The sequence below is a fragment of the Chlorobium ferrooxidans DSM 13031 genome, from assembly GCF_000168715.1.
In the GTDB taxonomy this organism is placed as follows: Bacteria; Bacteroidota; Chlorobiia; order Chlorobiales; family Chlorobiaceae; genus Chlorobium; species Chlorobium ferrooxidans.
The window spans coordinates 277,599-299,989 of sequence record NZ_AASE01000001.1 but is presented as its reverse complement, the minus strand read 5'-3'; the positions used below and the strand labels follow the sequence as shown (position 1 = coordinate 299,989).

Below are 22,391 nucleotides of genomic sequence, written 5' to 3'. Positions count from 1 at the left end.
TAAGATTGCCGTTTTACTGATTTATATCGTGTATGACTTTGGTGATGAATCCTCCGCCGAGTACCTCGCTCTCCCGGTAGAAGACCGCGGCCTGACCGGTTGAAACGCCGCTTTTTGGTGCGTCGAATGCAACAGCCACTTCATTGTCTGCGAGCGGCTCAATGGTGCACGGGGTCTCTTTATCCCGATAGCGGATTTTACCCAGAGCAGTGACTGGCGCGTTCACTCCATCGATGCCGATCCAGTTGAGCCCTGAAGCGACAAGCTTTCGTGTTTCAAGCGCTGACTTCTGGCCGACATGGATACGGTTGTGCTCCGGGTCAATTTCGGTGACATAGAGCGGAACCTTGGCAGCAACGCCGAGACCGCGCCGTTGGCCGATGGTGTAGAAGGGGTAGCCCCGGTGTTTGCCGATGACGGTGCCCGCTTCGTCAACAATCTCACCGCCTGAAACCTTTTCGGCAAGGCCCGGGATAGCGCCCTCCAGATAGCTGCAGTAGTCGTCCTGCGGGACAAAGCAGATCTCCTGACTCTCCTTTTTCTCCGCAGCCCTGACACCGAATTCACGGGCTAGCCTGCGAACCTCGGGTTTAACCATCTCGCCGAGCGGCAGGAGGGTTTTAGCGAGGTCGCTCTGCGAGAGCATCCAGAGAAAATAACTCTGATCCTTTTCCGGGTCAACGCCCTTGTAGAGCCGGTAGCGCCCGTCGCTGAATGAGGTGGAGGCAAAGTGGCCGGTAGCGATAAAGTCGGCTTCAAGCAGTTTCAGCCCTTCAAACAGTCCGAACCACTTGATCTTCTTGTTGCAGACCATGCAGGGGTTCGGTGTGTGGCCCCCGAGGTAGTCGTTATGAAAGTAGGTGATCACGTCATCCCTGAACTTCCGGCTGAGGTTGAGCGTCAGCACCGGAATCTGAAAATCAGGATGGTCGCTGATGACGAGCGGCGAAGGCTGCAGCGATGGGCTATCCTCAAGGGAGTCAAGCACCCGAATATTCAGCCCCGTAACCGCATAGCCCGCTTTTTTCAGCAGGCATGCGGTTGTGGCAGAGTCCACTCCACCGGATATGCCGACAACAACTTTCTTCTGTTCGCCCATAAGTCACCACTATTAATTTATTGCGCGATTCGATTGCTTCGTTGGGCGGTGCTCGAAATCCTCTCGCAGTCCCGACTGCATCGGGACTGCGCTACCAATATTTCGCCCCTCCGGGGCTTTAAAACAAAAACGCTCACGACAATTAATAGAGGTGCCTGTCTGCTCTCGCATGAAGACAACTCCTGCTTGCTCCAATTCATTCATCAAAATCGTGGTCGTAGTTTTGAGTGCGAAACCGAATTGGCTGAAACTTACATCTTTTTCCCGATTTATCCGGCACCCCACTTCCTCCATTTTACCCAGCAGTGATGGTGTATATTTTTGATAACCTCAGGCTGTTAGTTACATTAACAGAAGTATTTCCGGGATAGTGCTAAACGCACAGGCACTGAGACAGAGAATAATATTCGAAGACGGGGGCCATAGAGTAAAAAGCCCTGTTGATGTGATTTTCAAGTTGTCAGCTTTTTTTGCAAAAGCATATAAGTCTTATCGTGTTAGATTTTTTTAAATCCAAAATATTCATACAGCAGGTATGTCGAAGAAAAATGATGATCAAGAATCAGCCAATGAAGGATTGGATGCCTCCAGCTTAAATAGCGAATTAATGAAGCGAGCTCAGTCGGTACAGGATTCGTTCGGATCGAGTAGTGCGATTTCCGCAGCTATGAAGCACGCTCAGTCTCTACAGGATACCTACGGATCGAATAGTGCATTTTCCATAGCTAAGAAGGCCTCTCAGTCGGTACAGGATTCGTTCGGATCGAGTAGTGCGATTTCCGCAGCTATGAAGCACGCTCAGTCTCTACAGGATACCTACGGATCGAATAGTGCATTTTCCATAGCTAAGAAGGCCTCTCAGTCGGTACAGGATTCGTTCGGATCGAGTAGTGCGATTTCCGCAGCTATGAAGCACGCTCAGTCTCTACAGGATACCTACGGATCGAATAGTGCATTTTCCATAGCTATGAAAGCCTCTCAATCGGTACAGGATATGTTTGGATCGAATAGTGTGATTTCTGAAGCTATGAAGGCCTCTCAGTCGATACGGGATATGGCTGGATCGGGTAGTGCGATTTCCGCAGCTATGAAGCACGCTCAGTCTCTACAGGATATGGTCGGAGCCTGTAGAGCGATTTCTGAAGTTATGAAGTCCTCTCAGTCGATACGGGATATGGTTGGAGCGGGTAGTGTGATTTCCGAAGCTATGAAGTCATCCACGCATATGCAAGAGATTCTAAGCTCTTCATTTATGACTTTGTCAAACTCACAAAACTTCTCAGTTGCAGTTAGCTTAATTAATCAAGAATTGGTTTTGGACGGATATGCGAACCTTCATGAGCTTGATACTCAAGAGATTGAGTCAGGCCTGGCCTCTTTGGTTTCAGTGGATAATAGCTCTGCGTTTTCAGAATTATTTTCACGCATTCCTTCTGCCTTAAAAATGTTACTATTATTCGCGTTTTTACAAATAGTACTTCCTCAACTAAACAGCATTTCAGCTAATCTGTTAACTCCTTTTGTCAATGAACTTATCCAAGGGGTATCAGGTTCGACGACTAGCAAAGTGCAGACTTTGAAAGAAGTTGCTCCATATCTACATGGGTTACCTTCAGAAAACCTCCGGTTTATCTCAGGGAATAATGTCCGCCTGAGAAACGACCCTCTCGTCAAGTCCGAGACATTAGACTTGTTGCGGTTGGGGCAGATTGTTGTGTTTCTGGGGAAGGAAAAAAATTGGACACATGTAATGGTTCAATATGATAATGGAGATACGTGTTCCGGCTGGGTATTAACAAGATATGTCGAAAGTTTTAAAAGATAGGACGAACATTCACTGGTCCCAGATAGTGTAGAGTAAATTTTTTCGAATCTTATTCATTGATCATTGATTGATAGGCTGGTTTCATTTGCTTAAAGCCTAAGCACCAAGTTGGTGGAATAATGGGTGACAAAGAATGGATATGAAAAACGATGATTTCCGGGTAAATTCAAGCTGAATCAGTTCGTGTGTACCCAGGCCCACCGCTTACAGATGCAAACATGATCCGCCATTTCGGTGACTCACTGTTTTATCCCCGGCAGAGTCGAAATACTTATACTGTACTGACTGCTTTTGACTTGCTTCATGGAGTTATCTAACGGCAAGCGCTCTTTTGATCATTTGGTTCACCTCTTCTGTTGCATTAACGGGGATAAGTGTTACTGCCGGATGTGCTAAGGCAAAGACCCTGAAAATCTCATCGGCAAATGCCTGCCCGATCTCATCCACCTTTTCAAAGTCGAGGATTACGGTTTTGAACTTCTCGAACCGCGAAACAAGCCTTTTTGCCTGCGATCTGGAGACGAGCTTTTCCTCTTCATGTCTGGCCAGCCTGACCGGAACCCGGGTTTTATTGAATGCATACTCCTCCGGCTCCGCAAATTCGTCATAGATCTCCTTGATGGTTCGAGGGCAGGAATTGCTCAGCCTGAGATGAATGGTTGAGCCTGGCATATCCGCGTCACTCTCAATCAGCCAATCGTCTTTCTCTGTCTGGTGTGAGAAGAAAAGGTTTCCTGAAATGATAACGAATCTGTCGAATGCTCTGGATGTAAAAAAAATGCCTTCACCGGAATGGTGCTGTGGATCTGTGGTCATCTTTCCCTTTGCAAGTTCGAGGATGGATTCACGGGGATCATAGAGGCCGGTTAATCGCTGTATGCGGTGAAAGATGCCTTCGCCATCGTCAATAATCGCCAGTTCTGTATCCAGAGCGTTTCTTGAAAAGTTGATGGTAAGCCAAATGCCGCCGGAGTGTTCTATAGCGTTATTGATCATCTCTGTTGCACCGTATTGCCACATCTCACGGACATTTTGAGGCAGATTGACAATCAGGGGGGCTATATACTCCTGCCAGACAATATCCTCTCTTAGTCCCTCCAGCTTGAATCGCCATGAGTTCGTTGTAATGGCAGCAAGTGAAGATCTCTTGAGATTCTTCGTTCCCTCCGACCTGACAAGCCTGGCCTCTTCCAATGCATGCAGATGACGCAGCGCAGCCTGTCTTGAGATACCGAACTCTCTGGCAGCATCCGAGGCGACATTGAGCGATCTGTCCCTGCATGCCTTCAGCATGTAAGCTCTTATTTCAGATGTTCGTTCTCTCATTGTATTGCCCGGCTTCTGTCTGAAATTGACAACTCTTGCTCTTCATGTTGACAACAATATACCGATATGTTGACAACATAAAAAATAAAGTTGACAACACAGGCTTGCAAAGAATGGATATGAAAACCGCTGATTTCTACCTATATGCAATGCCTACGGCATTAAAAGAATCATGAATTCAAGTCCCGTAGGGACGCGATATTGGTAGAAAAAATAAGCGGTCACCCCTTCCTTATCTTCTTTTCTTGCAAGCTTATACTCCTGAGAATTCAGGGAATGACAAAGTAATGCAAACGATAATAACAAAGTTTTCTGACGGGGAAATTCAGGGTGAATCAGCTCAGTTTGTAGCCGGGGCCGCCACCGGCTTCGGGGGTGGTCCAGGTGATGATGCCGTAAGGGTCGGCGATTTCACAGGTTTTGCAGTGCAGGCAGTTTGAGGGGTTGAGCTTGAGCGCCGGTTGCGGTTCGGTGGTGAACTCGTAGACCGAAGCCGGGCAGAAGTGCTGGCAGGGATTTCCGAATTCCACTGTGCATGTTTTCAGGCAGATCTCAGCAATATCTTCAGGCTTGATAACGAGATGGCAGGGCTGATCCTCTTCGTGCATGGTTCCGGAGCGGTAGAGCGTCTGATCCTTGCTGAAGGTGAGTATACCGTCAGGTTTGAACCCCTCTTTTTCAAGCATGAAGCGCTGAACCTTTTTTGACCCGCCCTTTGTTTTGTCATCACGCTTTTTGGCAACACCGGCAGCCAGAGAGAGACCGGGGAATTTTAACTGGAGTCCGGCGTTGAGGAGACCGGCGTAGAGTCCCTGATCAAAAGCTTTGCGGTAGTTTCGGGCCGCATGGAGCTCTTCATAAGCCCATGAGTTCCTGAAGCGCTCTTCATAGCTTTTCAGTCGGGCATCGGAAAAATCATCGTGCAGCAAGGCATCGAATAGGGTCTCTGCCGCAACGGTGCCCGATTTCATGGCGAGGTGAACTCCTTTCTGGCGCTGCATGTTCACCAGCCCGGCGGACTCTCCGGTAACAAGAAATCCGGGGCCGCAGAGCTGCGGCATAGCGTCCGCTCCTCCGGATGTTATGGTTCGTGCTCCAGACTCGATCATGCTTCCCCCTTCGAGAATTTCGGCAAGCAGGGGGTGCTGCTTGAAGCGCTGCATGTTCAGGTGGGGATCGCAAACAGGGGAGGATGGGCTGATTGAAGTGACAAACCCGATAGAGATGAGCGTCGGTGAGAAGGCGTAGATCCACCCTCCCCCGTAGGTGTCGGTCGAAAGGGGGTAGCCGAAGATATGGTGCACCTCTCCGGCCTTCAGGCGGCCTTCAGGTATTCTCCAGGTCTCCTTGACTCCCGAGCTGTAGCGCTGGGGCGCGGCGCTTTGTTCTGTGGGAAAGTGGTGGGCGAGCTGACGCAGGAGCGAGCCGTCTGAACCCTCTCCGATGACGATCACTTTTGCCTTGAGCAGAAGCCCCGGTTCGAAGTTTGCTTTCGGGTTGCCCTCTCTATCGATTCCCTTGTCATCGGTTATGATGCCTGCAAGCCGTCCGTTTTCCATGAACGGAGCGGAAGCCGCAGTGTTGTCGAAGAGCTGGACTCCCTCGTTTTCCGCCTGTTCCGCCATCCATGTACCAAGGCGGCTGAGCGACACGAGCTGATTGCCCTCATTGCTGAATGCAGCTGGCACAAAGGGGAAGGAGAACTTTTTTTTGCCGGTGAGAAACCAGATGCTCTCACTCGTAACCTCTGTTTCAATCGGGCACCCCTTCTCCCGGTAGTCGGGAAAGAACTCCTCAAGGGCTCTTGTGTCGAGTACGGCGCCCGAGAGCAGATGTGCTCCGGCGTATCGGCCTTTGTCGATAACTGCTATAGAGCATTCAAGGCTCTGACGTTTCAGGAGCCGCTGCAGGTGAATGACCGAAGCAAGGTTTGCCGGTCCGGCACCGACAAAGAGAATATCAAACTCCAGAGCTTCACGTTCTTCTGCCATATCTCAAAACAGTAATTCAGATGTCGTTGAATTCATGGCGTGATTTCCAGTAATTTTGCCTGAGCGCGGGCGATGGATACAAACGGACTTTCTGCGGTATCAGGGTTTTTAACCAGCACATCCACAGGGAGGGAGAGTTTTTGCTCCAGAAGCATTTTGATGCGGGCACGGAGCAGCAAGCTGATGGTCTCTACCGGTTCAATCAACAGGTCAATATCTCCACCATGACGGGTATCATCCAGTCTTGAGCCGTAGAGCCAAATGATAGCATCAAGACCAGCCACAGCTCTACTGGTGGTAACGATGGTGTTGATCTGTTCTGTTGACAGGCGCATGGGCACCTCTGTTAATTTGTTTCGCGATTCGATTGCTTCGTTGGGCGATGCTCGAAATTCTCCGGTTACTCTTTTGTTCAGAGCAGTATGCCACCAAGAATCAGGGAGGCAACACTGAAGTATATCACAATTCCGGTGACATCGACAAGTGTCGCAACAAAAGGTGCTGATGAGGTTGCAGGGTCAAGGCCCATCCGTTTCAGAAGCAGGGGGAGCATGGAGCCGGTAAGGGTGCCGAAGAGGACAATACCTACCAGTGATACGCCAACAGTTACGCCGACATAGATCCATGTTGTGGTCAGGTGACCGAGTATCATGGCCCAGATGATAACCCTGAAGACTCCTATCAGGCCGAGCAGACCTCCAAGCGCGAGTCCTGAAAGAATTTCGCGGCGCATGACGCCCCACCAGTCCTGGATGGTGATCTCTCCGAGCGAGAGTGAGCGGATGATCAGGGTGGCGGCCTGGGAACCGGAGTTTCCTCCGCTTGAGATAATCAGCGGGATGAAGGTTGCCAGTACGATCGCTTTTGCCAGTTCATCCTGAAAGTAGGCCAGTGCAGAGGCGGTAAGCATCTCTCCGATGAAGAGAATCACCAGCCAGCCGGCCCTTTTTTTGACGAGCTGTGGAATCGAGAGATCCATGTATGGCTCTTCAAGGGCTTCAATACCGCCGAACTTCTGGATATCCTCGGTCTCCTCCTCTTCAGCCACGTCAAGCATATCGTCAACCGTTACGACTCCTATCAGGTAGCCGTTTGAATCGACAACCGGCAATGCCACCGTGTCATAGCGCTTGAAGGCATCAAGAGCATCCTTCTGATCCTGTGAAGCGGTCAGGGTGATGATTTTATCTTCGGAGATGATTTCACTGACCTTTTTTTCCGGCAGCGAGAGCAGGAGCTCCCGGGCAAGCAGCTCTCCCTTGAGCTTTCCGAAGTCGTCAACAACATAGATGACGTTCAGGGTTTCGCTCTCATGACCGAAGGTGCGAACGTAGTCGAGCACCTGATTGATGTTCCAGTCTTTTTTGACACTCAGATAGTCAGGCGACATGAGCCTGCCGACACTGTCTTCAGCATATGCCAGAAGGGTTTTGGCAATCTTGAACTCCTTGAATGAGAGGAGCTTCAGCAGCTCCTGAACCACAGTTCCCGGCAGCTCTTCAAGCAGCGCTGTACGGTCATCTGCCGACATGCTGTTGAGAATATGGGTGACATCTTTCTGGGTCAGTGCGGTCAGCAGGTTCTGCTGGGAGTCGAGCTCAAGGTATTCGAAGGTCTCGGTTGCCACATCCTTCTGAAGCAGCCTGAAGAGGATTGCCTGTTCGTTTTCCGGCAGGTCGGAGATCAGCTCCGCCAGGTCAACCGGCATCCAGTCGTTGAAAATTCTCTGCAGAGCACTGAAGTTGCGCTGCTCGATCAGTTCCCTGATTTCAGGAAGTAAAGGGGTTCCGATCATGATGCTTGAGGTTTAAATAAGGGTAACGCTATTAATTTGTTTCGCGCTTCGATTCCTTCGTTAGGCGGTGCTCGAAAGCCCTTTCGGTTTATAGGTAACTCAGCCTAAAAAAGGAGTTTTTTTATGAACTTTCCAATACAGCAGGCTGCATTTTTTAACTGTTCACAATATCCTTGCTTTTGAAACGTGAGGATTGTTTATGATGAATTTGCGCCAGGGAAGATCCCTGCTTCTTGAAATACCCACTCTTGTTGTGGTTCCGATCATCTTTTCAGGAACAGGGGGTGCGTTTTCCAGATAAAACTCTTCACCGAAAAGATCCCGTCCGTTGTCACGGCGCTCAATCTGAAGTGCCCGGGCAAGCTTTCCCGGACCGCTCATGAGCTCTCTCTCCACGGCTGTTCCTCTCTGCATCTGCATGAAGGAGATACCTTCAACCGGTTCCATTGCCCGAAGGAGAACTGCTCCGGCCCGGTGTTCCGGTTCACTGACGATATTGATGAGGTGGTGGCAGCCGTAGGTAAAGTAGACATAGATGGTGCCCGGACGATGAAACATGGTACTGTTTCGTTCTGTTCTGCCCCGCCAGGCATGGCAGGCTTCGTCATCTACACCGAGATAGGCTTCTGTTTCAACAATTCTTGCTTTCAGTTGTCTGTTTCCCGGCAGCGTACGGACGAAAATTTTCCCGAGAAGTTTTTCTGCAAGTTCAAGTGTAGGTATTTCATAGAATTGCTTTTCAAGCCGCTCCATCCACCGAACGATTATAATTTGTAATAGTTCATGTATGTATTATAATGTATCAATTCATGACTGAACTTCAACTGCTGTAAATTTCCCTGGTTAGTACATGGGCAGAGTTATTGCGATTGCAAACCAGAAGGGTGGGGTTGGAAAGACAACCACTGCCGTTAATATAGCTGCCTCAATTGCTATTTCTGAGTTTAAGACGTTGCTGATCGACATCGATCCCCAGGCTAATGCTACATCAGGTTTTGGCATTGAGACCGGTGACGAGATTGATAACACCTTCTATCAGGTTATGGTAAAGGGGGGCAACATACAGGATGCCATCAAGCAGTCCAGTCTGGAGTATCTTGATGTACTGCCGTCCAACGTCAACCTTGTCGGTATGGAGGTTGAACTGGTGAACATGCGGGAGCGCGAGTATGTGATGCAGAAAGCACTCAAGGGTGTCCGCTCTCTTTATGACTACATTATTATCGACTGTCCACCCTCGCTTGGTCTGATTACCCTTAATTCGCTTACGGCTGCCGATTCGGTGCTGATACCGGTCCAGGCAGAATATTATGCCCTTGAGGGGCTGGGGAAGCTGCTCAACACCATCAGCATTGTACGCAAGCACCTGAACCCGAAGCTTGAAATTGAAGGGGTTCTGGTGACCATGTATGATTCGCGGCTTCGTCTGGCTACACAGGTGGCTGAAGAGGTCAAAAAGTTTTTCAAGGAGAAGGTCTACCGAACCTATATCCGAAGGAATGTAAGGCTTTCCGAAGCTCCGAGCCATGGCAAGCCGGCTCTGCTCTATGACGCACAGAGTATCGGGTCGAAAGATTATCTCGATCTGGCTCAGGAGATATTTGAACGGGATGGAAATATTAAAAAATTTAAAGTCCGGCAGCGGTAGCTGACCAGGGCAAGCTGGCGGGGTGATATGTCTAAAAATGCATTGGGAAGAGGTCTGAAAGCACTTATTCCGGATGAGGGATTTGATTCGGGTTCCAGGGAGGAGCCGGAGGAGCTTGCCCGGGACGGATCCATTGGCAGCCTGCCGATTGAGAAAATCCGGGCAAATCCGTTTCAGCCCCGAAAGGAGTTTGATGAAACAGCCCTTGAAGAGCTGAAGAACTCCATTATTGAAAACGGTGTCATACAGCCGGTTACGGTCTGCCGTGACGGGGAGGGGTATCAGCTTATCAGCGGAGAGCGGCGCCTCAGGGCAGTTACACTGGCCGGGTTCAAGTTTATTCCCGCTTATGTTATCGAGGCACATGATGATTCAAGCAAGCTGGAGCTGGCTTTGATCGAGAATATCCAGCGTGAGGATCTCAATGCCATCGAGGTTGCTCTTGCCCTGAAAAGCCTCACCACAAAGTGCCGTCTGACACAGGACGAGATTGCCCAGAAAGTGGGAAAAAACCGCTCCACGGTCAGTAATTTTCTTCGTCTTCTCAAACTGCCCCTCCAGATTCAGGACAGCATACGCAACCGGGAGATCTCGTCGGGCCATGCCAGGGCGCTTATCAATCTCCCCGGCGAGCAGCAGCAGCTGAAGGTCTGGAAGCAGGTACTCAGTCATGAGCTTTCTGTTCGCCAGACAGAGACGCTGGTGAACCGCATGTTCAAGGAGCAGTCCAAACCGGCACAGGCCACCTCTCCTGACCGCTCTTTGCATATTACCCAACTGGAGTCACATCTGAGAGACAAGCTTGCAACCAAGGTTCGCATAGTCGAAAAGAAGGGGGGCAAGGGAGAGATTCATATCCAGTATTTCTCCAATGATGATCTCGACAGGGTGCTTGAAATTCTGAATCACGAGTAGTCGTCACTATGTACTGCTACACTGGTTTGATAGACAACTATTCAACAGAACACTGATCATGAGGTTTACCCTTGTAGGCAACGGCAGAATGGGAACACAGGTTGCGCAGGTGATCGGTCAGTCGGGCCGGCACGAAATAGCCGCAGTCATTGATATCGATACTCCGATTACTCCCGAGCTGTTTCGCGGAAGCGATGCCATCATAGATTTTACCGTAAGGGATGCTTTTCTGCTTAATCTGCCTGCCATCCTCTCTTCGGGTGTGCCGGTTGTTGTCGGTACCACCGGCTGGGACGATGTTCGCGAAACGGTCAGAAGCCAGGTCTCCGATGCCGGGGCTTCGCTGCTCTGGTCGTCCAATTTTTCACTCGGGGTCAACATCTTTCTCCGAACCGTTCGCGAAGCTGCCCGGCTGATCTCTCCGTTTCCTCAGTTCGATATCGCTTTTGCTGAACAGCACCATACCGGAAAGGCTGATTTTCCAAGTGGAACAGCGCTCAGGGCAGCAGATATGATTCTTGAGGCGAACCGGCGGAAAACAACGGTTGTGCGGGAGCTGTCGGATGAGCGGAAACTTGCTCCCGAAGAGCTGCACGTTGCGGCAATACGGCTTGGTACAGTTTTCGGCAAGCACTCCGCCTTTATTGATTCCGAGCTGGATGAGATCGTGATCTCCCATACGGCCAAAAGCCGTGCAGGGTTTGCCTCCGGATCGGTTGAAGCTGCCGAGTGGCTTGCAGGGCGTCACAGAACAACTCCGGGTTTTTATACCATGGATGATTTTTTAAACGAAAAGCTCTCCTGAACTCTATGGCTGCCGACAGTTCAACGCAAAGTGCCCTCTCATTTTCAGGAAAGCTCTATACGGTTCTTCTTGGTGCTGCGATCATTCTCCTGACAACAACGGTACCCTATCTTACCCTGCTGAATGTTTTTCTCTTTGCCGGGGTTTTTCTTGCCGGTACGATTGCGCTTAACCACACCATTCTCCGTTTTCAGGTCCGTCTACCCTACAGCGAAGCCTTTTTTCTGGGATGTGTTGCCGGTATGGCGGGCGGGGTGCTTTCCGAGAGCGTAACCTTTCTGCTCATGCAGCAGTTCAACTACCGCCCCGGAGCAGAAAGCCTCTCGCTGATCATCGACTGGGCACTTGAAATGGCAAAGGGGAAGCCTGAACTACAGGATCAGGTACAGGCACTTGTAACGGCAGAGAAGCTTGCTTTGGCGCCGGTCAAGCTGAGTTTCAGGGAGCTGCTGATGAATATGGCTTTTTCGGGAGCGTTTTATGCCCCCATGACCGGTCTTGGTGCTGCTTATGCCGTGCTCAGGCTCAAGCGCAAAGCAAAAAAAGGGTGACGGAAAGGTTGTTTTAAGCTCCGGAGGAGCGGGATATTGGTAGAGCTTGCTTTTTGTACCACCCCCTGTCTATCTTCTGTGAACCCGGGAGGGTTCTCCACGCTTCTACCCGAAAGTACCGTACAGGGCTTTTAAGTTTACCGACGGCCGAGTTTATCGCAAGGCTGATAGCTCCATCATCGGGAGCGTTTTCCCCTTCACTCTCAATGAATGCCACCGGCCGCTTGCCATATTCACAATCGGGCACCGGTACAACAACCGCTTCGCGGATTCCATCAATCAGTATCAGCGCTTGTTCTATCTCTTCGGGGTGAATGTTCTCACCTCCGGAGATAAACATGTTGTCCTTGCGTCCGATTACCGCCACCACTCCCTCTTCAGAGAGCGTGCCGATATCGCTGGTGTGAAACCATCCTTCGCTGTCGGTTTGCGGCTGGATGCCCCTCTCCGTAAGGTAACCGGAAAAAAGGGTTGCTCCCCTGACCAGCAGTTCCCCATCTTCCGCTTTGCGTATCTCTCTGTAGGGAAGTACTTTTCCACTGTTCTGCTCCGGGCTAAGTATCGGTCCTGGAGTAGTGGCAATCTGTGAGCTCATCTCGGTTGAGCCGTAGCTCAGATAGAGGGGGATATGCTGCCGTAGACTCTCCTCAAGCAGTGACTTCGGAGCAGAGCTGCCGCCAAGCAGCAGAGCTTTCAGTCGGCTCAGGCGCAGGGCGCTTTCGCTTTGGGCCAGCAGGCGGTAGAGTTGAGTCGGCACCAGCGAGATATGGGTAAGCGGGAAGTTCCCGAGTGAGCTTGCAAGCGGCTCATCGGGTTCTGCAATCGCAAGGCATCCACCTGAAACAAATGCTCTGAAAAGCAGGGCGTAACCCCCGATGTGATAGAGCGGGAGTGAGAGCAGCCAGCAATCTCCGGGTCCGAAAGGGAGGTTCTCTTCGGAGCCGAGAGCACTGTACCAGTGATTGGCAAAGGTGTGCAGGGCGGCTTTTGCTTTTCCCGAGCTGGCCGAGGTATGAATAATGGTAACCGGGCGCGACATCTCTTCGGGTGGCACCATGCTCTCCGCAGCGGTCAGGGGCGAGGCATCTTCAAGCAGTGAGGTGAGCGGCGATGTTCTGCATCCGGAGTAAAGGAGTTGAGCAGAGCTGCCGGTCAGCAGCAGTTTCGGGCGAAGGTTCTGTAAGGTATTCCGGATCAGCTCTTCGGGAAACCGGCAGTTAAGCGGAGCGGCAATCATTCCGGCTTTCAGCAGACCAAGCAGGGTGATGACCAGTTCGGGGGTATTTACCGAGAGCAGCGCGATAATGTCGCCTGCCCGAAATCCATCCTTGCAGAGCAGCCCGGCAATCTGCCGGGCCCTCTCATCACACTCCAGGAATGAGAGGCTTTTTCCCTTCATCATGATTGCAGGAGCGCTGCCGAAAAGTTTCGCGGCCCGGCCTACAAGGTCCATAGAGAGGTTCGTTTGAGCAAATGCTCATTGACTTTCTGTCCGCCGAGATAGAGCGCTTCTGCGTCAAGCACTCCGTTTTCAGTGCCGAACGGGCTCTCAAGCAGGTCATACTCAAGGTAGCGGAATGTGTCAAGGCCGCATGCAGCAGGTTCGGTTGACAGAGAGGCGGCAAGCATGGTGTAGAAGCTTAGACTGACACCGCTCTCGAAAGCCGAGCTGAATACGGCTTTCAGCCTGTTTTCCTGGGCATACCGGGCAAAATGCAGAGCCACAGAGATTCCCCCGAGACGGTTCGGCTTGAGGATGAGCGCTTTCAGAGCGGCCACCGGAATATGGCTGAGCATCTCGGGTTTCTGCCAGAGCGTTTCATCAAGTGCGGAGTAGAGTCCTGTTTTTGCATGAAACTCCCCGATCAGTTCAGCATCCTGAAGCGGCTCTTCGATATATTCAATGCTGCCGGCAGGAGCGCTTCGGGCAAAATCGAGAGCTTCATCCATCATAAGCGACTGATTGGCATCAAGACGCAGTTCGATCTGCCGGCCAAAGGTACGGTGCAGCGCTTCAAGGCTCCGCAGGGCATCGTCGGTTTTTCCGGCAGTGATCTTGAGCTTGAATGTCCGGTATCCAACATTGAACAGCAGCTCTGCCCGCTCAATGATTTTTGCTGTATCGCCGAAGAGCAGGGCGTTGAGCGGAACCTGTTTTGCGCTCCCGGACAAAGGGGAAAATGCGGAACGGCCACCCTTGTCGGCGGTTTCAAGGTTGATCATAGCCATCTCAAGACCGGTTCGCACCGAAGGGTAGAGCTGCTCCTGCATAATCCCGGATGCGGCAAAGTTATGTTTGGCAAGCACCTCAATCAACTGGGCTTCTGCGGACTGAAAAAGCTCTCGGTGCAGACCTGGAAGCGGAGCAATCTCGCCGTAGGCAACCCTGCTGCTTTCCCGGCTTGTGAGGCCGATGATAATACCTTCCCGCTGCAACAGCCGGACTCCTTTGACGGTTACCGGTTCCGTAAAGGGTATGCTATACCGGTAGAGGGTTACATGTGAGGCTCTCATGGTCTTTTGGGGAATCTGCTGAAGTCAGGCTTGCGTTTTTCAACAAACGCGTTTCTGCCCTCCTGTCCCTCTTCACTCATATAGTAAAGCATGGTGGCATTTCCGGCCAGCTCCTGCAGTCCGGCCTGGCCATCGCAGTCGGCATTCAGCGCAGCCTTCAGGCAGCGGATGGCCATCGGTGAGTTGGCAAGGATTTCACGGCACCATTTAACCGTCTCCTCTTCAAGTTGATCGAGCGGTACAACGGTGTTGACGAGGCCCATGGCAAGGGCTTCTGCAGCATTGTACTGGCGGCAGAGATACCAGATCTCACGGGCTTTTTTCTGGCCAACAAGGCGGGCCATGTAGCTTGCACCCCATCCTCCGTCAAATGAGCCGACTTTCGGGCCGGTCTGGCCGAAGATGGCATTTTCAGCCGCAATGGTAAGGTCGCAGAGCATATGCAGCACATGACCGCCACCGATTGAGTAGCCTGCAACCATGGCGATGACCGGTTTCGGGCAGGTGCGGATGTCACGCTGGAAGTCGAGCACGTTGAGCTTGTTCACCCCTTTGCCGTCATCATAACCGGCGTTTCCCCTTATTTTCTGGTCGCCTCCCGAGCAGAAGGCCAGGTCGCCCTGACCGGTCAGGATGATGACGCCGATCTCCTGGTCATTGCGGGCGTTCTGAAGGGCCTCAATCATCTCGTCAACCGTCTGCGGGCGGAATGCATTGCGTCTTTCAGGGCGGTTAATGGTGATTTTGGCGATCCCTTCGGCTTTATGGTAGAGAATGTCGGTAAATTCACCGGCCGGTATCCAGTTTACAGCGCTCATATCAGGATGGTTGTTGCTTGTTGAAAAATGTTTTCAGGCGGTCGAGAAACAGCTCCCGGTTTTCAATGTGCAGCGTATGGCCGCAGCCGGAAAAGATCTCAAGCGTGGAGTCAGGGCATAAATTAACCATTTGGCGCCCAATCTCAACGAATTTAAGGTCTTTTTCACCGGCAAAAAATTGGGTCGGCACCCTGTTTTGCGCCAGTGCATCCCAGAGTGAGGTCTGTTCTCCGGTTCCGAGGAGCCTGAGCGCTGAAGCGAGGTTTCCGGGATTGTTGATTTTCCGTTCGCGCTCAATTTCGTGAAAGAGCGGATGATTTTTCAGAGTTGCAAAGAGTGGCTGCTCATACCAGGCCTGAATGAATCCCTCAAAATTCTTCTCGATTTTCCGGGCAACCCCTTCATCGCTTTTGCGGCGGGCAGCCCGCTCCTCTTCGGTTCTGAGGCCGGGGGAGGCTGAAACAATAACCGCTTTTGCAAAAAGATCAGGGTGGCGGAGCATGAGGGCAAGCGCCACACGCCCCCCCATGGAGTAACCCACGAGAAAAGAGGGAGCCGCCACCGAACGCCTCAGCTCCGCAGCCAGAGCATCGACGGTCTCCATAAAAAACAGCTCAGGGTTGCCCTCTTTGGGTATAGGCGTTTCTCCATGTCCCGGAAGGTCCACCAGCACCGGGCAGTACTCCCGTTCAAGCTCCCGTGCGACAGCCAGCCAGTCGCTCCCCGACCCGAGAAACCCGTGCAAAAACACAATCCCCGGCAAATCCGGGTCTCCGATAACCAATGAGGGGACGTTCATAACTAACTGTACTTTAGATTCCCTTGTACTTCTGTTTTGATATGGATAGTGCTCTTTGACGAGAGATTTTTTATTGAACTTGTTGATAAACTTACCATTTTTTCTTGATGTTGTTTTCAAGCTCCAGAGGAGCGACATGTTGTTAGTAAAAAAATAGCCACCTTACCCATCTTTTTCTTTTAGTCTCGCAGATTGCGGTGCTATCGCGATCCGGATGTTTTGTGCGAAAACAGTGAAACTGTTTGCCGCCCAGACGTAGCGCAAATTCTTGTTATGATAGAGATTGCAAAGATGCCGGCGTTGGTAGGAGAGGACTCTATAAAGCTGCAAATTTATGCTAAAAGTAAATATTGTGCTGATGTATTATTGACGATAAATTGTCGGATAATGAGCATATTTACTTTATATTATTTCTATGGGTAGAGTTTGGTGAACTAGTTTCAAAGTTACTTGTGTGATAAACTCTTAAAAAGTGAAACAATTATGGGAGAGCCTGTACCTGGAGCAGAGATTTATGTTGAGCTTGAGCCTGATGATCAACCAATTGTTTGTTCAGAGACGAACGAATCTGGTGAATTTTCATTTTCGTCGCTTCCTCAAGGCGTTCAACTACCGGAATGCGGTTTTTTTCAAATCACAGTGTTTCCAGTAATAAGATTAAAACCTGAAAAACATATCGTTGAGTTCAAGGGGAAAAATCCAAAATTTGTTATTCAGCGAGAGGATTCCGGTAAATTACGTATTATTCAGGTTGAGGATAAATCTTAGGGTTGATTTTTTTGTTGAGCAGCCCTCTGCTCAATGGCGGTAAGCCATAAGAAGAGTTACGCAGAGTGAGAAAGCAGGTGCTGAGGATTGATATCGCTTTGTGTACGCAGAATTTTGTTGTAGAGTGTTTCAGGCGCAATATCTGCGCCATTCGGCCAGGAGATTGTTCCTCCTTCAATTGATGCTTTCCGGAAAAAGGCCATCTCCTTTAACGGCTCAAAAACCGGACCTTTCGAGAGATATTCGGTAAAATCAATATCGCCACCTACGCCGTTATCAAAGAGGATATGGTAAACATACCCATCTTTATAGGTGACCTGTATGATGTCGTTCATGTTCCACATGGAGAAAGGGGATAAACTATATGTTCTGTTTTCTCTCAAGGATTGAACTTTTCATAAATGTCTTTGCGATGTTCAACCCTTATGACATGAATAATGAGTTGTTCATGCTCGATTGAATAGATAATCCTGTACTCGCCTTTACGAATTCTGTAGGTTTGCAATGACCCTCGCATCTTTTTACAGCCAGGAGGTAATGGGTCAACTGCAAGATCATTTACGGAGTTCACAATTTCAGGAATAATCCCTTTGTCAAGCTTTTTCAACTCTTTAACAGCAGATTTTTTCCAATGAATGCTATAGCAACGCATTTTTCTTCAGATCTTCAACAAGTTGCTCATGAGAGATTGTTGGTTCATCCTTGCGCTCAGCAACAGCAGCCATGTCTTCAAGCTCTTCAAGTAACTCATAAAAATCGTCCAGGGGTAGAATAACCGATTTTTTGACCCCGTTTTTGTCGGTTACGTATTCCGCGTCAATGTTCTCAATCTTTGGCATTGATAATGGTTTGAAATGTTGAAAACAGGGGAATTCACCCTTTGCATTGACTATGTTTATTGCCGTAATATAACAATATCGGTTCAGATTTAGTTTGTCACTAAAGAGCGTAGCAGAAAGGTTGTTTGGTAGTTTCACGTATCCGTCGTACGCTGAAGGTATTGTGAATAGGGTTTTACCGGGTGATTTGTCATTTATGCTTCCATGCAATGACCAAGTCAAAACTAATCGGGCTGTTTCGGCTCTTTCGTTTTGAACTCTCCTGCTCCGCAGGTGCCTGTGCACTTCTTGCCGAACTTCTTGCACTTGGATCCCTCCCGTCTTTTCGTCAGGCGGCATATGGCTTTCTGACTATTTTCTTTATTTCGGCGACCGCCCTCATTCTTAACGACTGTTTTGATATCGAGACTGATCGGATCAATGCTCCCTCCCGTCCACTCCCTTCCGGTGTTGTTACGAAAACTGAAGCGATTCTTCTTGCCACTGTTGTTGCGCTCCTCGGTTTCCTTTCCGGCTTGATGATTGGTGTGGAGGCCTTTTTTGTTGTTTGTATTGTCTGGGTGGCAGGTTTTCTCTACAACTGGAGGCTCAAGAAGTCCGGATTGATCGGCAATCTCATCGTGGGTTTTTCTGTGGGAATGTCCTTTGTGTTCGGAGGGATTACTGTTGGACAGCCCTATGAAAAAATAGTCTGGTTTCTTGCACTCACTACCATGATTGTTGACCTTGGAGAAGAGATCGCCGCGGATGCTCTGGATGTTGAGGGTGACCGTAAAACCGGGTCGCGTTCACTGGCTGTTCGTTTCGGCCCGGAGAGAACAATGAAAATTGCAGCAGCCATTTTTGGAATCGTCATCGCTGGAAGTGCCCTTCCGTTTATTTTCGGCTGGCTTGAATGGTTTTATCTGCCACCAATTGTCATCTTTGATGCGGTCATTATCTATTCCGCAAGACGTCTTCTGAATCCCCGGATACCTGACCGGATCAATGATATCCGCCGTATCTATCTCAGCGGTTCAGTAATGATAGTGGCCTTTATCATTATCCGGCTTGTGGTTAACTGATGAACTTTATCCTGAAAAATGGTTCAATGATCAGGATATTTATTTGATCATTTGACTTACGTCAATTTTTAGTGTTTATTTGCGTAAATAATACGTAATATTTTAAGGATGAACAAGATTTGTATGCATAATCAACCTCTATAACAAACAATAAAAGGAGATAAGTTATGGTTGAAAAGCCGAAAGAGCAGAACGAAGAGAAACCAAGAATCGAACAGGGAAAAGGCGTTAATTCAGGATGCGGACGTTGGATCGCAAGTTGTGGTCACAAAGCTGGTGGTATTCAATCTCCAATAACTTTAAGTGGTACTTGTGCGTGCGGGATTACATATAGTGTGACCTGTCAGGGCAATGGCTGTACGGGTAAAGATTTTCATTGCTAAAGGGATGGTATATCCTGAACGTCAATGGTTTAGGGCAGCTTTGAGCCACCCACTTACAGCCCGGTAAGATGTTCGGCGGCGAGGGTGTTGATTTTTGCCTGGAGTGAGCGGTGGCGGAGCAGATTATCCTCTCTTGTGCCGTTGACCTCTATCACGGTACTCCGGGTGCTGGTGGAAGCTTTTTTGTAGGCGGCGATGAACTCGTCGTTGGTGTGCGGATTTGCGTACTCCACACCGAAGGTTTCGGCGGCGGATTTGATGCTGTAATTCTGCGGGGTGGCGAAGTGGGTTTCAAAGATCTCCTTGCACGCTGATACCGGCAGGAACGAGAAGATGCCTCCGCCGTTGTTGTTCAGCACAATGATCTGCAGGGGAACGTCCATGGAACCGAGCAGTGCAAGTGCATTCAGATCGTGCAGAAAGGCGATATCGCCGATCAGGAGCGTTACCGGCTTTTGTCCGCCTGAGGCAAATCCAGCTGCGGTTGAGATAATGCCGTCAATCCCGCTTGCTCCGCGGTTGATGCCGGTTATGACGCATTCGGTCTGAATGTTGCATGCGAAGCTGTCCATATCGCGGACCGGCATGCTGTTTGAAAGGAAGAGTCGCTGGCTGCTGCTTATCAGCGTTGAAACCAGTCTCGCAGCGGAAATTTCTGTTACCGGAAGGGTGCCGGTGGTTTCACCATCAATGGCTTCTCCTGCGTAGCGGAAGAATGTTTCGGCCTGCCCCATATTGATTCCGGAAGCGGCAGAGCGGCACCCCTTGAGAGCCTTGGCGGTCAGGAGAATCGAACGCTCAATGCTCAGGGTTACGTTGTGGTCAGGGGAGTAGCGCTCGGCATCGGGTCTGATAACGATATAGTTTTTGGGACTCCAATTCCGGATTGCGGCTGCCGGGTGCTTTGCGATCAGGCGACCGCCGAAATGGAGAACCAGATCGGGTTTGAATCGCTCTGTGAATTCCGGAGTTGCAAAGGCCTGCTGCCAGGGAAGTGTTGTGTTCATCAGGCGAACTCCTGAAGAGAGATCGCCGTAGAGCGGTATCTGAAGATCAAGAGCAAGTTCGGTAACCGCTTCCGACTCTTCGGCGCGCTGCATGCTTCCGGCAATAATGAGAGGTCGGTCAGCTTTTGCAAGCACTCCACGCAGTATCGAGAGCGCTTCAATATCCGGTCGCTTTTCCGCAAAGAGTGAGCGGCTTGACGGTTCTGAGCTTTCCTGCCACTCATGCAGAGGGTTGAGCCAGGGATCTTTCGGATCGGGAGCTTCCGGTTCCAGCGGCTCCCGGAACGGCTGGTTCAGGTGAACCGGCCCCGGAGGTGAACCGACAGCTTTCGCAATGGCATAGGCAACTGTGGAGAGCAGGGCTTTCGGTGGCAGTTCCGTTGACGGAACCGGGAGCTGCATGTGCCACCGGGTATAACTGCCGAAAATGTTCTCCTGGCGGATGGTCTGGTTTGCTCCGCATTCAAGCAGTTCGAAGGGGCGGTCGGCAGAGAGCACTATCATCGGCTGAGAGTCCATGGATGCCTCAACAACAGCAGGGAAATAGTTGGCTACGGCGGTGCCCGATGTGCAGATGAGAACAGCCGGTTTTCCGGTAGCTCTGGCATGGCCGAGCGCAAAGAATGCCGCAGAGCGTTCATCCGGAAAGATTTTCCACCGGGCTTTCAGGTTTCCGGCAACGGCAGCCGTGAGCGGCGTTGATCGTGAACCGGGTGAGATGCAGAAAAAATCAGCACCCTGCCGGATCAGCTCTTCAATGATGATGCTGCTCCACAGTGTGGTGATCTGGCGGTTGTTCATGCTTCCTGACGGGTTATAGTCAGGATGTCGCCGATTTTCTGATCAACCTCGTTCCATTCAGAGAGGGGATCCGATCCGGTTACCAGTCCGGCACCGGAGTAGAGATAGGTGAAGCGTCCGTTGACAAGCGCCGAGCGGATGGCTACGGAAAATTCAGCGGCATCACGGCTGATCCAGCCGACAGGTGCGGCATACCAGCCCCGGCTGAAGGGTTCGAGTTCCATGATATGCTGAAGTGCGGGCTCCTTCGGGACGCCGCCGACAGCCGGAGTTGGATGGAGGCGTTTCAGTACATCGCTGTCATTTTCGAATTCAGGCTTGAGTGTTGCCGAGCAGCGGGTATAGAGGTGCGCAAGGCGGTTCAACTGCATGACACAGACATCCTCCTCCATGTCAATCTCTCTGCATATCGGAAAGAGGTCTTCATAGATCATCGCCCTGACAAAGTTATGCTCGCGGATATCTTTTTCTGAATTCAGGAGTGCCTCCGAAGCGTGATGGTCACCGCCTTTGATCATCTCTTTAGAACAGGTTCCGGCAAGCGCTTCAGTCAGGAGCTGGTTGCCTTTTCTGCGATAGAGCCGTTCGGGTGAAAAGCTGAAAAATGCCCGGTTTTCAGCCGGCTCAAAGTAGAACCTGTAGATCGCATTTTCCGGATAGGGATAGCGAAGCAGGAAGAGGAGCGGAGAGAGTGTCGTACTGAACTCAAGTATTGTCTGCCGTGCAAGCATTATCTTCTCCATCTCTCCGCTGGTAAACGTCCGGAGCGCTTTTCTGCAAAGCTCAATCCATCGGGTTTCATCCGGATTATAGGAGATGTTGAGCAGTTCCGGGAGTTTTGACGCAGAGCAGTCGGTGTTGGTTACTACCCGGTCAAGCACTTCGGTCAGCTCACGGATTTTTGTTATGACATCATCACCCTGCTCAAGCCAGAGATGGCATGAAAGGGAGTAGTGTTCGTTCTCGAATGTCAGCTGGACAAGTGGCAGTACAAAAGAGAAGGAGGAAAACTCCTTCCAGATCGGATCCTGTCTCTCGCTGTTGTTGAAGTGGAACCCTCCGAAATAGCGTGCTTGAGGAGTTGTGCGGGCTATGGAGCGTTCGAACTGCCTGAACATCTCGTCGTTATTGCCTTCTCCGTCATACGTAATGGTGTCAGCAATGCCGATTCCGGCTACAGCATAATCCTTTTCACGGTTCATCCAGAACACTCTGGGATATATCGTCTGCACAGAGAGCCATACGGGCAGGTCTGCAGGAAGAACTGGCTGCGAGAAGGTTACAAGATGGTTCTTGTGATCTCTGCCCGCATCAAGCTTGTCATCGTAAAGGCTTAAAGCAGTTTTCAGGCTTGCAACAGCCTTTTCGATAGACAGGAGTTCCGCTGAAGGTGTAATGGTATGGTAATGCTCACTCATCATATGCGTTTGTCGGCATTATAAC

The 22,391-nt window shown here is 50.5% G+C and carries 23 protein-coding genes; 8 read left to right on the top strand and 15 right to left on the bottom strand.

Going from position 1 to position 22,391, the window contains the following annotated elements; translation table 11 throughout:
- Positions 1 to 13 precede the first annotated feature (13 nt).
- The gene (gene mnmA, locus CFERDRAFT_RS01425) at positions 14 to 1,099 is read right to left on the bottom strand and encodes a tRNA 2-thiouridine(34) synthase MnmA (RefSeq protein WP_006365386.1); all 1,086 of its coding nucleotides are present in this window, start codon (positions 1,097 to 1,099) and stop codon (positions 14 to 16) included.
- Positions 1,100 to 1,634: 535 nt separating this feature from the next.
- Here mnmA and CFERDRAFT_RS01415 point away from each other — a divergent pair.
- Positions 1,635 to 2,924, top strand: a complete 1,290-nt coding sequence (locus tag CFERDRAFT_RS01415) for an SH3 domain-containing protein (protein ID WP_006365426.1) — start codon at positions 1,635 to 1,637, stop codon at positions 2,922 to 2,924.
- A 309-nt stretch (positions 2,925 to 3,233) separates the two neighbouring features.
- Here CFERDRAFT_RS01415 and CFERDRAFT_RS01410 read toward each other — a convergent pair whose 3' ends face one another.
- From CFERDRAFT_RS01410 to CFERDRAFT_RS01390, 5 genes are all read right to left on the bottom strand, one after another.
- Positions 3,234 to 4,217 (bottom strand): STAS-like domain-containing protein, encoded by a 984-nt coding sequence (locus CFERDRAFT_RS01410; protein WP_232209724.1) that lies wholly within the window; start codon positions 4,215 to 4,217, stop codon positions 3,234 to 3,236.
- A 368-nt stretch (positions 4,218 to 4,585) separates the two neighbouring features.
- Positions 4,586 to 6,241 carry an electron transfer flavoprotein-ubiquinone oxidoreductase gene (locus CFERDRAFT_RS01405; protein ID WP_006365384.1) on the bottom strand — a complete coding sequence of 552 codons (1,656 nt, stop codon included), beginning with the start codon at positions 6,239 to 6,241 and terminating at the stop codon, positions 4,586 to 4,588.
- Between the two features lie 32 nt (positions 6,242 to 6,273).
- Positions 6,274 to 6,576: a nucleotidyltransferase domain-containing protein gene (locus tag CFERDRAFT_RS01400; protein WP_040432843.1), complete on the bottom strand. Its 303-nt coding sequence runs from the start codon at positions 6,574 to 6,576 to the stop codon at positions 6,274 to 6,276.
- Positions 6,577 to 6,653: 77 nt separating this feature from the next.
- Entirely contained in the window at positions 6,654 to 8,036 is a 1,383-nt protein-coding gene (gene mgtE, locus CFERDRAFT_RS01395; RefSeq protein WP_006365383.1) for a magnesium transporter, read from the bottom strand.
- Positions 8,037 to 8,198: 162 nt separating this feature from the next.
- Positions 8,199 to 8,789, bottom strand: coding sequence for a DNA-3-methyladenine glycosylase (locus CFERDRAFT_RS01390; protein WP_006365382.1), 591 nt, complete (start codon positions 8,787 to 8,789; stop codon positions 8,199 to 8,201).
- A 97-nt stretch (positions 8,790 to 8,886) separates the two neighbouring features.
- On the opposite strand from CFERDRAFT_RS01390, the gene CFERDRAFT_RS01385 reads away from it, so the two are divergent.
- Genes CFERDRAFT_RS01385 through CFERDRAFT_RS01370 form a run of 4 tightly spaced genes read left to right on the top strand, consistent with a single transcriptional unit; the run spans position 8,887 to position 11,955 of the window.
- Positions 8,887 to 9,684: a ParA family protein gene (locus CFERDRAFT_RS01385; RefSeq protein WP_006365381.1), complete on the top strand. Its 798-nt coding sequence runs from the start codon at positions 8,887 to 8,889 to the stop codon at positions 9,682 to 9,684.
- A gap of 27 nt (positions 9,685 to 9,711) precedes the next feature.
- Complete coding sequence (locus CFERDRAFT_RS01380; RefSeq protein ID WP_006365380.1) at positions 9,712 to 10,599, top strand: ParB/RepB/Spo0J family partition protein; 888 nt, start codon at positions 9,712 to 9,714, stop codon at positions 10,597 to 10,599.
- A 58-nt stretch (positions 10,600 to 10,657) separates the two neighbouring features.
- The gene (gene dapB / locus CFERDRAFT_RS01375; RefSeq protein WP_006365379.1) at positions 10,658 to 11,404 is read left to right on the top strand and encodes a 4-hydroxy-tetrahydrodipicolinate reductase; all 747 of its coding nucleotides are present in this window, start codon (positions 10,658 to 10,660) and stop codon (positions 11,402 to 11,404) included.
- Between the two features lie 5 nt (positions 11,405 to 11,409).
- The gene (locus CFERDRAFT_RS01370) at positions 11,410 to 11,955 is read left to right on the top strand and encodes a hypothetical protein (RefSeq protein WP_006365378.1); all 546 of its coding nucleotides are present in this window, start codon (positions 11,410 to 11,412) and stop codon (positions 11,953 to 11,955) included.
- Between the two features lie 13 nt (positions 11,956 to 11,968).
- On the opposite strand, the gene menE is transcribed toward CFERDRAFT_RS01370, so the two are convergent.
- The 4 genes from menE to menH are packed head-to-tail and all read right to left on the bottom strand — an operon-like array spanning position 11,969 to position 16,086.
- Positions 11,969 to 13,408, bottom strand: a complete 1,440-nt coding sequence (gene menE, locus CFERDRAFT_RS01365) for an o-succinylbenzoate--CoA ligase (protein WP_006365377.1) — start codon at positions 13,406 to 13,408, stop codon at positions 11,969 to 11,971.
- Complete coding sequence (gene menC, locus CFERDRAFT_RS01360; protein WP_006365376.1) at positions 13,396 to 14,469, bottom strand: o-succinylbenzoate synthase; 1,074 nt, start codon at positions 14,467 to 14,469, stop codon at positions 13,396 to 13,398. Before menC ends, menE begins: the two co-directional genes overlap by 13 nt.
- Entirely contained in the window at positions 14,466 to 15,287 is an 822-nt protein-coding gene (gene menB / locus CFERDRAFT_RS01355; protein WP_006365375.1) for a 1,4-dihydroxy-2-naphthoyl-CoA synthase, read from the bottom strand. The genes menC and menB overlap by 4 nt, the downstream gene beginning before the upstream one ends.
- A gap of 1 nt (position 15,288) precedes the next feature.
- The gene (gene menH / locus CFERDRAFT_RS01350; protein ID WP_040432877.1) at positions 15,289 to 16,086 is read right to left on the bottom strand and encodes a 2-succinyl-6-hydroxy-2,4-cyclohexadiene-1-carboxylate synthase; all 798 of its coding nucleotides are present in this window, start codon (positions 16,084 to 16,086) and stop codon (positions 15,289 to 15,291) included.
- 483 nt (positions 16,087 to 16,569) lie between these two features.
- Between menH and CFERDRAFT_RS01345 the strand changes: the two genes are divergently transcribed.
- Positions 16,570 to 16,854: a carboxypeptidase-like regulatory domain-containing protein gene (locus CFERDRAFT_RS01345; RefSeq protein WP_040432840.1), complete on the top strand. Its 285-nt coding sequence runs from the start codon at positions 16,570 to 16,572 to the stop codon at positions 16,852 to 16,854.
- 56 nt (positions 16,855 to 16,910) lie between these two features.
- Here CFERDRAFT_RS01345 and CFERDRAFT_RS01340 read toward each other — a convergent pair whose 3' ends face one another.
- The 3 genes from CFERDRAFT_RS01340 to CFERDRAFT_RS01330 are packed head-to-tail and all read right to left on the bottom strand — an operon-like array spanning position 16,911 to position 17,693.
- The gene (locus tag CFERDRAFT_RS01340; protein WP_232209723.1) at positions 16,911 to 17,189 is read right to left on the bottom strand and encodes a DUF2442 domain-containing protein; all 279 of its coding nucleotides are present in this window, start codon (positions 17,187 to 17,189) and stop codon (positions 16,911 to 16,913) included.
- A gap of 44 nt (positions 17,190 to 17,233) precedes the next feature.
- Positions 17,234 to 17,506 (bottom strand): type II toxin-antitoxin system RelE family toxin, encoded by a 273-nt coding sequence (locus tag CFERDRAFT_RS12670; protein WP_006365424.1) that lies wholly within the window; start codon positions 17,504 to 17,506, stop codon positions 17,234 to 17,236.
- Positions 17,493 to 17,693, bottom strand: coding sequence for a hypothetical protein (locus CFERDRAFT_RS01330; RefSeq protein WP_040432876.1), 201 nt, complete (start codon positions 17,691 to 17,693; stop codon positions 17,493 to 17,495). The genes CFERDRAFT_RS12670 and CFERDRAFT_RS01330 overlap by 14 nt, the downstream gene beginning before the upstream one ends.
- 209 nt (positions 17,694 to 17,902) lie before the next feature.
- On the opposite strand from CFERDRAFT_RS01330, the gene CFERDRAFT_RS01325 reads away from it, so the two are divergent.
- Complete coding sequence (locus CFERDRAFT_RS01325; protein WP_006365372.1) at positions 17,903 to 18,757, top strand: UbiA family prenyltransferase; 855 nt, start codon at positions 17,903 to 17,905, stop codon at positions 18,755 to 18,757.
- Positions 18,758 to 18,924: 167 nt separating this feature from the next.
- Positions 18,925 to 19,140 (top strand): hypothetical protein, encoded by a 216-nt coding sequence (locus CFERDRAFT_RS12260; protein ID WP_156777953.1) that lies wholly within the window; start codon positions 18,925 to 18,927, stop codon positions 19,138 to 19,140.
- 53 nt (positions 19,141 to 19,193) lie between these two features.
- Here CFERDRAFT_RS12260 and menD read toward each other — a convergent pair whose 3' ends face one another.
- Together menD and CFERDRAFT_RS01315 are read right to left on the bottom strand one after the other, a co-directional pair.
- Complete coding sequence (gene menD, locus CFERDRAFT_RS01320) at positions 19,194 to 20,948, bottom strand: 2-succinyl-5-enolpyruvyl-6-hydroxy-3-cyclohexene-1-carboxylic-acid synthase (RefSeq protein WP_006365371.1); 1,755 nt, start codon at positions 20,946 to 20,948, stop codon at positions 19,194 to 19,196.
- Positions 20,945 to 22,369: an isochorismate synthase gene (locus tag CFERDRAFT_RS01315; protein ID WP_006365370.1), complete on the bottom strand. Its 1,425-nt coding sequence runs from the start codon at positions 22,367 to 22,369 to the stop codon at positions 20,945 to 20,947. Before CFERDRAFT_RS01315 ends, menD begins: the two co-directional genes overlap by 4 nt.
- Positions 22,370 to 22,391 lie beyond the last annotated feature (22 nt).

What these genes read in the sequence shown, in the direction of transcription:
- mnmA (WP_006365386.1), bottom strand. Translation starts at nt 1,099, where the DNA reads ATGGGCGAACAGAAGAAAGTTGTTGTCGGCATATCCGGTGGAGTGGAC.
- CFERDRAFT_RS01415 (WP_006365426.1), top strand. Translation starts at nt 1,635, where the DNA reads ATGTCGAAGAAAAATGATGATCAAGAATCAGCCAATGAAGGATTGGAT.
- CFERDRAFT_RS01410 (WP_232209724.1), bottom strand. Translation starts at nt 4,217, where the DNA reads ATGCTGAAGGCATGCAGGGACAGATCGCTCAATGTCGCCTCGGATGCT.
- CFERDRAFT_RS01405 (WP_006365384.1), bottom strand. Translation starts at nt 6,241, where the DNA reads ATGGCAGAAGAACGTGAAGCTCTGGAGTTTGATATTCTCTTTGTCGGT.
- CFERDRAFT_RS01400 (WP_040432843.1), bottom strand. Translation starts at nt 6,576, where the DNA reads ATGCGCCTGTCAACAGAACAGATCAACACCATCGTTACCACCAGTAGA.
- mgtE (WP_006365383.1), bottom strand. Translation starts at nt 8,036, where the DNA reads ATGATCGGAACCCCTTTACTTCCTGAAATCAGGGAACTGATCGAGCAG.
- CFERDRAFT_RS01390 (WP_006365382.1), bottom strand. Translation starts at nt 8,789, where the DNA reads ATGGAGCGGCTTGAAAAGCAATTCTATGAAATACCTACACTTGAACTT.
- CFERDRAFT_RS01385 (WP_006365381.1), top strand. Translation starts at nt 8,887, where the DNA reads ATGGGCAGAGTTATTGCGATTGCAAACCAGAAGGGTGGGGTTGGAAAG.
- CFERDRAFT_RS01380 (WP_006365380.1), top strand. Translation starts at nt 9,712, where the DNA reads ATGTCTAAAAATGCATTGGGAAGAGGTCTGAAAGCACTTATTCCGGAT.
- dapB (WP_006365379.1), top strand. Translation starts at nt 10,658, where the DNA reads ATGAGGTTTACCCTTGTAGGCAACGGCAGAATGGGAACACAGGTTGCG.
- CFERDRAFT_RS01370 (WP_006365378.1), top strand. Translation starts at nt 11,410, where the DNA reads ATGGCTGCCGACAGTTCAACGCAAAGTGCCCTCTCATTTTCAGGAAAG.
- menE (WP_006365377.1), bottom strand. Translation starts at nt 13,408, where the DNA reads ATGGACCTTGTAGGCCGGGCCGCGAAACTTTTCGGCAGCGCTCCTGCA.
- menC (WP_006365376.1), bottom strand. Translation starts at nt 14,469, where the DNA reads ATGAGAGCCTCACATGTAACCCTCTACCGGTATAGCATACCCTTTACG.
- menB (WP_006365375.1), bottom strand. Translation starts at nt 15,287, where the DNA reads ATGAGCGCTGTAAACTGGATACCGGCCGGTGAATTTACCGACATTCTC.
- menH (WP_040432877.1), bottom strand. Translation starts at nt 16,086, where the DNA reads ATGAACGTCCCCTCATTGGTTATCGGAGACCCGGATTTGCCGGGGATT.
- CFERDRAFT_RS01345 (WP_040432840.1), top strand. Translation starts at nt 16,570, where the DNA reads ATGGGAGAGCCTGTACCTGGAGCAGAGATTTATGTTGAGCTTGAGCCT.
- CFERDRAFT_RS01340 (WP_232209723.1), bottom strand. Translation starts at nt 17,189, where the DNA reads ATGAACGACATCATACAGGTCACCTATAAAGATGGGTATGTTTACCAT.
- CFERDRAFT_RS12670 (WP_006365424.1), bottom strand. Translation starts at nt 17,506, where the DNA reads ATGCGTTGCTATAGCATTCATTGGAAAAAATCTGCTGTTAAAGAGTTG.
- CFERDRAFT_RS01330 (WP_040432876.1), bottom strand. Translation starts at nt 17,693, where the DNA reads ATGCCAAAGATTGAGAACATTGACGCGGAATACGTAACCGACAAAAAC.
- CFERDRAFT_RS01325 (WP_006365372.1), top strand. Translation starts at nt 17,903, where the DNA reads ATGACCAAGTCAAAACTAATCGGGCTGTTTCGGCTCTTTCGTTTTGAA.
- CFERDRAFT_RS12260 (WP_156777953.1), top strand. Translation starts at nt 18,925, where the DNA reads ATGGTTGAAAAGCCGAAAGAGCAGAACGAAGAGAAACCAAGAATCGAA.
- menD (WP_006365371.1), bottom strand. Translation starts at nt 20,948, where the DNA reads ATGAACAACCGCCAGATCACCACACTGTGGAGCAGCATCATCATTGAA.
- CFERDRAFT_RS01315 (WP_006365370.1), bottom strand. Translation starts at nt 22,369, where the DNA reads ATGATGAGTGAGCATTACCATACCATTACACCTTCAGCGGAACTCCTG.